The organism is Paraglaciecola sp. G1-13, assembly GCF_055809255.1.
The window spans coordinates 3221671-3234111 of record NZ_CM147903.1 but is presented as its reverse complement, the minus strand read 5'-3'; the positions used below and the strand labels follow the sequence as shown (position 1 = coordinate 3234111).

Sequence of the window (12441 nt, the reverse complement as noted above, 5' to 3'; positions counted from 1 at the left end):
GTAATGCAAACTATTATCAATACTTGTAAGCGGGATGAGCAGCATCTGGTATGAGCGAATAGTGATATATATCGCAGAAACTTTACTGCTAAAGAGACGTGTTGTTTAAATGTTCAAATGAAGTGAATTAACTATGTTTCGTGATAATTTTGTGACGATTAAGATTATCATCCAGCACACTCAGTTTTCTTGCTTCAAGTTCAGTCGTTGAAATAACCGGCTCTGCCGGACACGCATCTACGCTTTACATCAATCGCAGTTATTTCTTTCCAAATAAGAAGGCCAGAGCCGCTTCCACTTATGTTGTTTTTAGCTATATTGCAAGATTTTGTCCGGGCGTGCCTAGGTTTGAATTGTCTATTTCGATATTAAATTAGCTGATTAGGAGCTTAATCTCTTGTTTGTTTCCCTCCCATTTGGGTAAGAAAATTCTATGCGGTTCGCGTCAATACTGAGCAGCGACTATGCTTATCGTAGTAATCATTTAGTAAAGGTTACTGATAAACATTAATTATTTTTAAAAGGAAATTCTAATGACTAATGGAAATGAAAAAGATGTTGAATCCCCCTTAGCCTACGATCAAGTGGCTAAATTTTTTGCTAGAAGTTCGAAAGGTAAAATTCCCAAGGAGCTGCAGTCGATGCTCCTGCCTGAGTTAAAGAGTTACAAACTGAAGAGCGTCGAGCATAAAAGTATCCAAGATGCTGACAATAAACCAACCATCCCAATGATACCTAAGTGGTTCGGCACCAGCCCAAAGCCTTGCAAAGCAAAGCTAGCTAAGCCCACGCGGGTATCTCTCAATGGCAAAGACTTATCGCCATTAACGGTTTTTAACGCAGAAGACCGCAGAATATACAATGACACGAGCTATCCATGGGGAACCATTTGTAAAGTCGTTACTTCAGCTGGGAGTGGGTCTGGCGTTATTGTAGGTCCTCGGCATGTGTTAACGGCAAGTCACGTAGTTGATTGGAGTTCAAATGGGGCTGGCACGGTTGAAGTACATAGGTCTGCCGGCTCTCTTAGAGCAAGCACATCTATATCAAGAGTTTGGTTTTACACCAAAATTACTGGACGTACTGTCAGTTGGTTTGAGGTTGATGAAGATTATGCCGTGTTAGTGACGAGTGATAGGATCGGTGATTTATTTGGTTGGATGGGAACTCGGACATACAACAGTTCATGGGATGGCGAACCCTATTGGTTCAACATCGGTTATCCTGGAAGTATAGGCGGTGCATTGCGCCCAACTTATCAAAGGGATAAGAAACTTGATGAGCCTTGGTATGATCTCGGCCCAGGTAGATCGATGAGCACCCACGCGGATTTAACACCGGGTAACTCGGGTGGGCCTATGTTTGCATTTTGGAACGATGGGCCATATGTCGTTGCCGTTGCATCAGCGGAAGCATCTGATGAAAACTGGTGCTCGGGAGGTTCTTGGATGACAAATCTCGTGCGTCACGCTAGAGAACAAGACGCATAAACGTCATGCTTAGGGGCACAAGCCCCTGGGCATATTTGAACAAAGTGGTCTGTTCGCTATTTACCCATCTAATTCAATTAACACATCGCCAGTTATGCTTCCCAAAACATGCTTATGGGCATACATCCAGTAAAAAGAAGGTTTCTAGGTAGATAAAGCCAGTTGTAAGATAAATGGGTTGCTATTTAGGACGCGAATTGTCGTGAGAAATTTTGGCGGCAAAAGTGATTCAATCTCAAACTAATTTGGTATCCCCACCTGGAATCGAACCAAGATCTAGCCCTTAGGAGGGGCTCGTTTTATCCATTAAACTACGGGGACGCCGTTCAAGTGCAGCTATTATTGCCCAGCACCACTCATAATGAAAGGGCTACTGACGTGCAACGAAATCGTTTGGCTGAATGTTAGCCAGTGGGGCACTTGAGGTCGACATTAGCACTGCGGTTTCATTGTATACTTGCATCACTTTTACTTGATTTGGATGAAGCTGTAATTGTTGATGAAGGTTACCGATAGCATCCACAAATTGGGCATGTTTGAAAAGGGTTAACTCATCACCAATCTGTACACCATCTTGTTTGCCAATGTTAATGGTGAGTTGCTCGTTACTGACCTGTAAAACACGAGCGTAAGTAGGTAGGCAGTCTAAGGCTTCATCTATTAATGATGCTTGTTCGGTGATGGTTGCTGTCACGGCTTGGCCAAATTGCGACTGCCATAACTGCCGACTGGATGGGCTGACCTGTTGGTGTAGTTCGAATTCCCACGGCGTGTTAATAGCCATGCGCTCTTGCTTGAGTAAAGAAGCGTTGTTGCCGTCGTATAGAGATAGCTCTAAACGAAAATTCCGAGACAATGGTGCGTCCTGCCAAAATAGCAGCGCGTTACGGGATGAGCGCTCTACGGATAACTCGGTGATTTCCCCAATCAATACATATTGATTATCAGTTTGACGAGCAAGCGTGATGATATCGCTTTGTATGTCAGGGCTTTGTGGTGATAAATAGTAAGGTTGGCGCTGAGTCATACGGGCGAAACGACTGGTCTGGTTAAACTGTTGTTCAAAGAGCTCACTGACCGTTTGGCCAAATTCTGTTAACCCGCCAGTGATACCTTGCTGGCGGTCTCGAATAGGGAACCAAGTGCTGACCAAGCGCTTTTTATACTGCGCTGCATCACATTGTGTTCTTTGAGCAAAGATGTCTGCGCGAATGACGATGGTCACATAATCATCGTGGTAAGTTTCACTGATCAAAGCTAAGTCATTGACCTCACCGCCACTGCGGATTTCGAATCGGTCATTTTCCAGTAAGCCATTTGACATTGCCTGTACACTGGTAATGGATGCGCCCGCGAACATTAAAGCCTGTTTGACGGCTTCTTGAGTGGCCTGTTTTTTGGCTAAGGCTTTATTACCGTTATTGATAACTGCTTGGCCCGTCGCCTCGAACCACGCTGCATTGGTTGGTATCGGCAAAGAGATGAGTACCAATAAAACCCAGATTAATAAGACGGTTAGCATGTCGCCTAGCTTTGGCATAGTGTGGCTCGCTTGTGATGATGGCTAAGGGGGTGCATTTACTCTTTGAAAAATGACGAAATAGAATATAGAACTGTCAATTTTCCCAATATATTTGAATAAAGCATTTTTCGTACCTAAATTAAGCAGTTTTGAAAAGTGTCATTGGTTATCTCTCTTTAGTCATACATTAGTAAATAAAGGTGTGGTTCTTGCTTGCTTTTGCTACTACTTATCAGGTTACAACTATGAATGACTATAAAAGCACTTACCTAGAGGTGCAGGTCCGTCATCACTGGAATGATTATGAAGAGATTAAGTATGACTTTATTGGGCTTGAGCCTAATGCTTGGTGGCTGCTCATCAGTCTTTGATAAACAAGTTGAATGGGAAGTGGTGGAGCCGCAAGATTACCCAGTGCTATTAGCCATTGGTTATGCGCCAATTAAAGGACAACGTGGCAATTCAGACTCCACAAAAATGTTAATGGCGATCAAGGCCTCGAAACTTGATGCCTACCGCGAGCTCACAGAGCAAGTGTATGGCCAAAAAGTTGACGGTAGCCAAACGTTATCCAATTTTTTGTTGTCAGATGAGCGCTTGTCGAGCTCAGTTCAAGGAGTTATTCGCGGTGCTCGCGTTATTAAAAGCTACCCGGTGGGTGACGATCTGTATGCAACAGAACTAGAGTTAGACTTTAAACGTGTTTATGACATTTACCTTTCAACGGCGCGGCCAAAACGAGTAAAGGATGTACATTACTATTAGAAGTAAGGTTAGCACTAAGGTACGGGTGCGACGAGCTACTTAAATTGGCTAGGCGGCAATAGGTTGCCGTGAATGAATGTTAGATGTGCAGTTTTTTAAGGTAAATTGCTTGATGACAAATTAGTTATATCAGAGTCTGACTCTTTTCGTTTTTACACTGTTATAAAACGGTGTAGAAGAAAAGAGCGTGTTAAAATCGTTATTGAAAGAGCTATTAATAAACCTTGTCTAGAGTAATTCTATAAAAAGCAGCGCTAACGAAGTTAATAACCGCGCTTAACTAAATGACGCGCAATTTAAGCGCTTATCCCTCTACCACTTTTGCCGCCTCGTGCTTTGCCGCTTTTATCGTAGGTCATAGATTCTTTGGCGCGAGACTCAAGTAGCAATGTGCGTAAATGTTCTAGTCGGAGTTGACCTTGTTCAACCGCTGTCTGATTTATTTTTGTGCGATATTCACATTCCGACACTAGCTGTTTTGCGCGCTCAAACATGGCTGTAATTTCTTCGCCAGTTCGTTCTTCTTCAGAGGTAACGTCAAAAGATCGACTGATAGCGTCGTCCTGCTCTTGAATATAAGTGAGCAAGTCTTCTTTTTTCTTGAGTAGATTGATGAGGGCTTCAGCGTCTCTGGTGCTAATGAGGTGTAGCTCAGAGTCAAGCACTTGAATGAGGTTTTCTAGATGGTCGAACTGTTTCGTTATTGCTTTTATTAACTCTGACATTCTTTTTGCCCTTTTTTAGTAGGCAATCATTATGCTGCCGATACTAGTTTCTGCCAAATATTTCTGATTCTTGCAATGCAATATTTTTCGCTAAACTATCAGGATTTACACTGTACTCGCCACTTTGAATCGCTTTCTTTAAACGATCAACTTTTTCCTGATTCACTGGCGCTTCGGCGCTTTTCTTCTGCACTTGGGCTAATTGCTGTGCAGATTGAGTTAACGAAACAGAATCTTGACGCACAGGTTGCGAAGACGTGCTCTTTACAGCAGCTTCATTCGCTTGTTGGTTTTGCGTTTGTTGTTGATTAACTTTTTGGTTATCAATAACTTGCTTTTGACCATTGTTGTTAATGTTGTTAATAGACATAATGACTACCTGACCTTTTTAAACTTTCCTCAAATATTGTATCGGCAGCCTAGGGCATATCTTTAGGATGACTTACACAATTTTTGCATTATTTACGCTCTTAAAACTTGCTGCATCGCTGCTTTGGTTTATATGCCGACAACGACTTCACTGGTACTCGCAACGCGTGCATTGATTTGCTTTTTCGAACGGCTATTCGTCACGCTTATGGTGTCACCAATATTGCCATCTTGCATCGCTACGCCCGTTGCTTTAACTTGCATCATGGAATTTGAAGCATTGATGATAATTGTATCACCCTTACACACGAAACATAAATTATTAGGTGTAATGGGTTGCCCGGGTCTAACGCGACGTTTGATGCGTGCACCCATCACATCATCCACATTTGAAAAAGTAGTGCGTCTAAGAAGCGCACGGTTCATGTTGATTAGCTCGATGTTACTTTGATTCAATATAGTGCCAGGACTGACAGCGTTAGAAATAACCACAACCGGCTGCATTTGTTTCACATTGACCATTAAATACATGTACCAATTAGTTGAACTGCACAGCGCTTTCACCGCTACATTGCTCTGTTGGAGTGATTCCAAACTGGCACTGTATACAATTGGAGTGGGGCACGATGGCAAGTTTACTCTTTGATCAATGTCGGCAGTGCTAATGTTAAGCTGGGTATTAGCCGATGAACTGATTTGGGACGATACATACTGTTCAGCGCCTTCAATCAGTTGTGCTGAACGTGCTTGATGGGTATTTGTACTCGCAAAGCCTGCAGTATGAATGAACGGCAGTATGGTAATGGCGGCAAACACCTTATAAATAACGTTATTATTCATTTTCACTTGAGACCAATTTGTCTATGCTTAGGCAAATACAGACTGTGCACAGCGTCAAAAAATAGACGATTTAGCACAATAAGCGAAGTACTTGCCGCGATATAGGGTTAAAAGCAACTATTACGCCGATTTTTATTTTTATGGAGTTTTACATGTCTGAAATAATGAATTCAGTTAACCAGCGAACCCAATTGGTTGGGCAAAATCGCTTAGAGTTATTGCTATTCAGATTAAATGGGCGGCAGAAATTTGGTATTAATGTGTTTAAAGTACGAGAAGTACTGCAATGCCCCAAATTAACCTCTATTCCAAAATTAAATTCCTACGTGCGCGGTATAGCGCACATTCGTGGGCAAACAATATCAGTCATTGATATGAGCATGGCCACTGGTGGCAAGCCAATCATTGACCTAAATTCTGCTTTTGTCGTTATCGCTGAATACAATAGCTCAGTGCAGGGCTTTTTAGTCGGCGCAGTAGAGCGCATCATTAATACCAATTGGGAGGCGATCATGCCGCCACCTAAAGGTAGCGGCCGCGCGAGTTACTTGACTGCGGTGACAGAGTTCGAAGAAGAGTTAATTGAGATCTTGGATGTTGAGAAAATTCTAAATGAAATTTCACCTATCAGTACTGACGTGAGCGATGACGTATCGAGTATTTCGGTTGAAAACAAACGTGAGAAGATTATTTTTATTGCTGATGATTCTTCTGTAGCGAGAAACCAGGTCAAAAAAGCTCTATCCACATTAGGATTAGAAATAGAAATGGCTAAAAACGGTTTAGAAGCTTTGAATCGTTTAAAAGAGCTGGCGGAGGAAACAGGCAACATCACAGACAAGGTGGGTATTTTAGTCTCTGATATTGAAATGCCTGAAATGGACGGCTATACCCTAACTGCTGAGATCAAAAACAATCCAGCTTTACAAGATTTGCACGTTGTATTGCATACATCTTTAAGCGGAGTGTTTAACCAGGCGATGGTGCAAAAGGTTGGAGCCGATGATTTTATCGCTAAGTTTCATCCCGACGAACTGGTGACCTCTGTGCAAAAATGGTTTGATAACAAATAACTGTCTAGGAAAGCGATTGACCAGTAATACACTTGATGCACAAGAATACAGTTTATTTTGCCGTTATTTGGAGAATCGATGTGGCATCGTGCTGGGGGATAACAAGCAATATCTGGTAAACAGTCGGTTGTCACCACTAGTTGCAAAATTTAAGCAAAAATCCCTGTCGGAACTGATCAAGCGGACCATCGCCAATCACGATGTGGCATTAACAAATGCAGTGATCAATGCCATGACCACAAATGAAACACTGTGGTTCCGCGATGGTTACCCCTTTGAAACGCTGCAAAATACCCTATTTCCCTCACTATCAAAGACCGGTAAACCGATTAAAATTTGGAGTGCAGCTTGCTCCTCTGGACAAGAGGCTTATTCAATCGCTATGGCTGTACGTGAATATCAAGCTAGGTATTCAAACGCGTTTTCGGCGGGTATAGATATCGTCGCAACCGATATTTCAAGTGATATGTTAACGTTAGCAAAAGCAGCACAATACGATAATTTATCACTGTCTCGAGGGTTGTCAGATGAACGTCGAGGGCGGTTTTTTGACGCATGCGTCGGTGGTAACAGCAGTGTTTTAAAGCAAAGTGTGCGCAGTTTAGTCACGTTTAAACCCATCAATTTACTGACTCCCTTCTCAAGCGTCACACGTTACGACGTTGTATTTTGCCGCAATGTACTGATTTACTTCTCGGCAAATGCCAAGGCGTCGATACTGCAAAAAATTGCCGCTTGCCTGCAACCACAAGGTGTTCTTTTTGTTGGCGCATCGGAGTCAATGTCGGGTATTTCCAATGATTTCGTTATGAATCGTAGCGGTAGCGGTTTGTATTACGTTAAAAAAAGTTAACAATTTCAATTTGTTAGCTATCCTTCCTCTAACTGTCAATTCTTTTATGGCATAGCTATTGCTTTACTCCTGACGAATGAGGAGTAAAGCGAATGGCAATCAGTTTAGATAAGTTAATGGGATTCACCCACAAGGCGGTTCAAGTACGTACTGAACGTATGGAAGTGCTGGCTGGCAACTTGGCCAATGCCAATACACCCGGTTACAAAGCGCGAGACATTAACTTTCAAGACGCTATGCGCAGCGCCCAAAATGGTCGTAATCAAAACCTTACCCGCACTCACGAAAATCATATTAAAGGCCATATGCAAGGATCAGGGGAGATGCAGTTCCGCATCAATAATCAACCTGATACCGGCGATGGCAATAACGTTGATGTACAAGTCGAACGGAATGCGTTTCTAGATAATGGTTTACGTTATCAGGCGAGTGTCGAGTTTCTCAACGGTAAAATTAAAGGCATGAAGAAAGCCATCGGCGGAGGTCAAAACTAATGAGTTTATTTAACGTAATGGATATTGCCAGCACAGGCATGAGTGCTCAAAGCGTTCGTTTAAACACGACGGCAAGTAATGTGGCAAATGCGAATTCCGTTAGTAGCAGCTATGACCAAACCTATAAGGCTCGTCACCCTGTATTTGCTGCCGAATTACAACGTGCATCTCAAGATCAGAATGCGGGTACAGGTGTGCAAGTTATGGGAATTGTAGAGAGCGATGCTCCCCTTCAAATCGAATACAGCCCAGGTCACCCGATGGCTGATGAAAATGGCTACATATATAAGCCAAATGTGAACATAGTGGAAGAAATGGCAGACATGATGTCAGCGTCTAAAGCTTATGAAACAAATGTTCAAGTAGCAGACACTACTAAACGTTTGTTCAGGAATGTGCTGCGCTTAGGCCAAGGCAGCTAATCGTTCGCGGACCGAATAATTTCGAGGAATTGACGTGGATACATTAATTAAGAACGGCTTAAACAGTGACCTTTATTGGCAACCTGAAACGGTTCCCGTCGCTGATGAAAGCAATCAAAATTTGTCACAAGAAGATTTTTTCTCCTTGCTGACTGAACAATTGGCCAACCAGGACCCTAGTAAGCCGGTTGACAATGATCAGATGGTGGCGCAGATGACAAGCTTCACTATGGCCGATGGTATCAGCCAGCTCAACGAGAAATTTGAAACCTTCGCCACGTCCATGACTTCAAACCAAGCATTGCAAGCGTCTAGCCTGATTGGTCAACAAGTACTATTGCAGGGTGATGTGGCACACATGGCCAGCGAAGGTCAGGGGGTATCCGGGGTTGTGATTAACGATTCCACTACACTTAATACCAAAATTACGATTGAGAACGAATCGGGTAGTATCGTCAAGACTCTTGATATCGGTACGCAGCCTGTTGGCAATATTCAATTCAACTGGGACGGAAAAGATGCTGCTGGCAATTTTATGCCTCCTGGCAATTATGTGGTCAAAGCGCAAGGTAATGTGTCGGGCGAGCCCCAGCAACTCGTTACAGCAGTCAATCGACACGTTGATAGCGTCAGCTTAGCTGGCAGTAGTCAAGGTGTCATATTAAATCTAGATGGTGATGTCAGCGTCAAGCTCGACGACGTCATTCAACTTGGTGGTTAACAGGAGAACTTAACATGTCTTTTAATATTGCATTGAGTGGCGTTTCCGCTGCGCAAAGAGACTTAGATACAACGGCAAACAACATTGCTAACGTGAATACGGTTGGTTTTAAAGAATCCCGAGCAGAGTTTGGCGATGTATATGCATCATCACTGTTAGCGGGCGGTAAAACTAAGGTAGGTGACGGCGTAATTACCCAGGAAGTCGCTCAGCAATTTTCCCAAGGTAGTCTGCAGTTTACTAATAACTCACTTGATTTAGCGGTGACAGGCAATGGCTTCTTTGCCACCATCCCAGAAATTGACTCTCGAGAGTTTTCATTTACGCGAGCTGGTATGTTCAAGCTGGATGCTGAAAACTTCGTAGTCAACTCCAATGGTGATAACTTGCTTGGTTTCCCTGTGAACCCTGATGGGACATCATCTTCAGTAGCATTAAGTACAACCCAAGCCGTTCGTATCCCTGACTCATCCGGCTCTCCGCAGCCTACGTCAGAAGTATCATTAAAGATGAATTTACCCGCAGGGGACGATGCTGTCGATTTAGATTTATTTAATCCTGACGATCCACTGACTTATAACGCGGCAACTTCAGTGACTGTGTTCGACTCATTGGGTGATAGTCATGTTATGACTTACTACTTCATGAAGGATCAAGCTGCCACCAATGAGTGGGTGGTTACTACTTATATGGATGATATTGCATTAAATACCGAAGGCGATACGCCAGGCGTTCCACCTATTACTGGGCCAAATGTAGTCGGAGAAACCACTGGCTCCCCGGTCGCTGGATATAGAATGACCTTTAGCGCTGGTGGTGATTTTACCAGTATTGCCAATGCCGATGGCACGAGTAGTGCTACGGGCGATATCACCTCTGTCGCATTAGGCGGAACAATTTTAGCTAATGGTTCTGACCCTTCGCAAACCATCACCACTAATTTTGCTTTCGACCCAGGTAATGCTACCCCTGATGAACCAACCCAGTTTGCTTCCGCGTTTGAAGTGACTTCACTCGAGCAGGATGGACTGGCAGTAGGCCGGTTGACTGGTATCGATATCGGTGCGGACGGTCTTGTTCGTGCAACCTATTCAAACGGTACATCTGAGCCAATCATTCGTGTTGCGCTAGTGCGTTTTGCTAATGACCAAGGTTTGACGCAGCAAAGTAATACCCAGTGGCAAGAAAGTATCCTATCCGGTGAAGCACTTGCCGGTGAGGCAACAACTGGTACTTTTGGTGACATCAACTCATCCGCATTAGAGCAGGCAAACGTGAACTTGACCACTGAGCTAATTGACTTGATTATCGCTCAACGGAACTTCCAAGCGAACTCTCGAGCGCTCGAAGTTAACAACCAGCTTAACCAGACTATCTTGAATATTCGTTAATAAATTCAATATATTAATACTAAAAGGCCGCAATTTGTGGCCTTTTTCATATCGAAGTAAAGCCCGCTATACACTTCTTCACAGCTTCAACTTTTGTCTATTTAAAACTTGTTCGTCGATGAATGGCATCTTATTTGCAGCGTTCTTATTAAGTTCACTTTTCGTCAAGAAGTTGTCATGGATAAATTGCTTTATATTGCAGCCAGTGGTGCTAAACAAGATCTTCTTGGTACCGCTGTTCGTGCAAATAACCTTGCTAATACGCAGACCACTGGTTTCCGCGCCCAGTTAGAGCAGGCGCGCAGCATGCCGGCATTTGGTGAAGGGCTACCAACTCGAGTATTTTCCATGACAGAGAACCCTGCCAATAATTTTGAAGGCGGGGCGATGATCCAAACAGAGCGTGAGTTGGATGTAGCGATCCAAGGAGAGGGCTGGTTATCGGTCCTCGATGCTAATGGAGCTGAAGCATACAGTCGCAACGGTAGCTTACAGATCAGTGCTGATGGTCAACTTCAGGATTCTTCTGGTAATTCTATTTTGGGAGAGTTTGGTCCCGTTTTTTTACCTATCCCTTTGTCGAATATTAACATTGCTGGTGACGGAACCATCTCTGTACGACCTCAAGGGGCGCCAGAAACCGTGCTTGAAGAAGTAGGGCGATTGAAATTGGTAAACCCAGCTTTAGACAATATTGAAAGGGGAAATGATGGCTTGTTTCGCCAGAAAGACGGTGAGTTGGCGCAGTTTGATCCAACGGTCAGTATACGCAACGGCATGTTAGAAGGCAGTAATGTGAACCCTGTAGAAGAAATGGTCGACATGATCAGCCTGCAGCGCCATTACGAGATGCAAATTAAATTCATGAAAGAAGCCAGTGATCTTGATTCAAGAGCGAATCAATTGCTGCGTATTATCTAATCATGATTGAAAACGACTTAGCGCTAGCGAGCTTAAGATAATTTTAAAGAGGAGGTGACCTATGCACCCAGCATTATGGATCAGCAAAACCGGACTCGACGCAGCACAAACTGATGTGGCTGTTATTTCGAACAACTTGGCCAACGCCAGTACCGTTGGTTTTAAGAAAGACAGGGCGATTTTCGAAGATTTGCTTTATCAAAATATTAACCAGCCTGGCGGTCGCTCATCAGCCGATACTGAACTGCCTTCGGGTTTGATGCTTGGCGCAGGTAGCAAAGTGGTTGCCACGCAAAAGGCCCATACTCAGGGAAATATGCTGACCACAGAAAATGCACTGGATATGTCGATTCAAGGGCGCGGCTTTTTCGAGATACAGCAGCCAGATGGCAGTATTGCTTATACCCGAAACGGTCAGTTTACACTTAATGATGAGGGGCAAATCGTCACCCCAGGGGCCGGTTTTTTACTCCAGCCTAATATCACTGTGCCCGAAGATGCTCAGCAAATTACGATTTCTCAAGACGGGGAGGTATCCGCTTCTATTCGTGGTCAGGCTGACCCACAAGTGCTAGGGCAAATCAGTCTTTCTGATTTCGTTAATATGACGGGCTTACAGCCTATCGGTCAGAATTTATATGTGGAAACGGCAACCAGCGGCGCGCCAATTCAAGGCGTGCCTGGCCTTGAAGGGTTAGGCACGGTTGTTCAGGGAGCACTGGAAACATCTAACGTTAACGTGACAGAAGAGCTGGTGAATTTGATTGAAAGCCAGCGCCTTTACGAGATGAACTCTAAAGTGATTTCGGCCGTGGATTCGATGTTAGGTCAGGTCATTCAACAACTTTAATGGTT

Annotated in this window: 14 protein-coding genes and 1 tRNA gene; 10 read left to right on the top strand and 5 right to left on the bottom strand. The window is 43.8% G+C overall.

The window, feature by feature from the left end; translation table 11 throughout:
* Positions 1–533: 533 nt before the first annotated feature.
* On the top strand, positions 534–1490 hold the full coding sequence (locus AC0L6N_RS13760) for a trypsin-like serine peptidase (RefSeq protein WP_473475255.1): 957 nt from the start codon (positions 534–536) through the stop codon (positions 1488–1490).
* Positions 1491–1736: 246 nt separating this feature from the next.
* Here AC0L6N_RS13760 and AC0L6N_RS13755 read toward each other — a convergent pair.
* Together AC0L6N_RS13755 and AC0L6N_RS13750 are read right to left on the bottom strand one after the other, a co-directional pair.
* Positions 1737–1811, bottom strand: a tRNA-Arg gene (locus tag AC0L6N_RS13755).
* A gap of 49 nt (positions 1812–1860) precedes the next feature.
* Positions 1861–3030: a flagella assembly protein FlgT gene (locus tag AC0L6N_RS13750; protein ID WP_473475253.1), complete on the bottom strand. Its 1170-nt coding sequence runs from the start codon at positions 3028–3030 to the stop codon at positions 1861–1863.
* Positions 3031–3315: 285 nt separating this feature from the next.
* Here AC0L6N_RS13750 and AC0L6N_RS13745 point away from each other — a divergent pair, with 285 nt between their 5' ends.
* Complete coding sequence (locus AC0L6N_RS13745; RefSeq protein WP_473475251.1) at positions 3316–3777, top strand: LPP20 family lipoprotein; 462 nt, start codon at positions 3316–3318, stop codon at positions 3775–3777.
* 296 nt (positions 3778–4073) lie between these two features.
* Here AC0L6N_RS13745 and flgN read toward each other — a convergent pair whose 3' ends face one another.
* From flgN to flgA, 3 genes are all read right to left on the bottom strand, one after another.
* Complete coding sequence (gene flgN / locus AC0L6N_RS13740) at positions 4074–4502, bottom strand: flagellar export chaperone FlgN (protein ID WP_473475250.1); 429 nt, start codon at positions 4500–4502, stop codon at positions 4074–4076.
* Between the two features lie 43 nt (positions 4503–4545).
* A complete protein-coding gene (gene flgM / locus AC0L6N_RS13735) occupies positions 4546–4872 on the bottom strand; it encodes a flagellar biosynthesis anti-sigma factor FlgM (protein ID WP_011575848.1) in 327 nt (108 codons plus the stop codon).
* A gap of 128 nt (positions 4873–5000) precedes the next feature.
* Positions 5001–5711, bottom strand: coding sequence for a flagellar basal body P-ring formation chaperone FlgA (gene flgA, locus AC0L6N_RS13730; RefSeq protein WP_473475249.1), 711 nt, complete (start codon positions 5709–5711; stop codon positions 5001–5003).
* A gap of 152 nt (positions 5712–5863) precedes the next feature.
* Between flgA and AC0L6N_RS13725 the strand changes: the two genes are divergently transcribed.
* From AC0L6N_RS13725 to flgG, 8 genes are all read left to right on the top strand, one after another.
* Positions 5864–6784 carry a chemotaxis protein CheV gene (locus tag AC0L6N_RS13725; RefSeq protein ID WP_011575846.1) on the top strand — a complete coding sequence of 307 codons (921 nt, stop codon included), beginning with the start codon at positions 5864–5866 and terminating at the stop codon, positions 6782–6784.
* 16 nt (positions 6785–6800) lie between these two features.
* Entirely contained in the window at positions 6801–7637 is an 837-nt protein-coding gene (locus AC0L6N_RS13720; protein WP_473475247.1) for a CheR family methyltransferase, read from the top strand.
* A 92-nt stretch (positions 7638–7729) separates the two neighbouring features.
* Positions 7730–8131 (top strand): flagellar basal body rod protein FlgB, encoded by a 402-nt coding sequence (gene flgB, locus AC0L6N_RS13715; RefSeq protein ID WP_006993078.1) that lies wholly within the window; start codon positions 7730–7732, stop codon positions 8129–8131.
* On the top strand, positions 8131–8553 hold the full coding sequence (gene flgC / locus AC0L6N_RS13710; protein ID WP_011575843.1) for a flagellar basal body rod protein FlgC: 423 nt from the start codon (positions 8131–8133) through the stop codon (positions 8551–8553). The genes flgB and flgC overlap by 1 nt, the downstream gene beginning before the upstream one ends.
* A 34-nt stretch (positions 8554–8587) precedes the next feature.
* Positions 8588–9274, top strand: coding sequence for a flagellar hook assembly protein FlgD (locus AC0L6N_RS13705; RefSeq protein WP_011575842.1), 687 nt, complete (start codon positions 8588–8590; stop codon positions 9272–9274).
* 14 nt (positions 9275–9288) lie between these two features.
* A complete protein-coding gene (flgE, locus tag AC0L6N_RS13700; protein ID WP_011575841.1) occupies positions 9289–10665 on the top strand; it encodes a flagellar hook protein FlgE in 1377 nt (458 codons plus the stop codon).
* A 177-nt stretch (positions 10666–10842) separates the two neighbouring features.
* Entirely contained in the window at positions 10843–11586 is a 744-nt protein-coding gene (locus AC0L6N_RS13695; protein ID WP_473475244.1) for a flagellar basal body rod protein FlgF, read from the top strand.
* A 61-nt stretch (positions 11587–11647) separates the two neighbouring features.
* The gene (flgG, locus tag AC0L6N_RS13690) at positions 11648–12436 is read left to right on the top strand and encodes a flagellar basal-body rod protein FlgG (RefSeq protein WP_006993073.1); all 789 of its coding nucleotides are present in this window, start codon (positions 11648–11650) and stop codon (positions 12434–12436) included.
* Positions 12437–12441 lie beyond the last annotated feature (5 nt).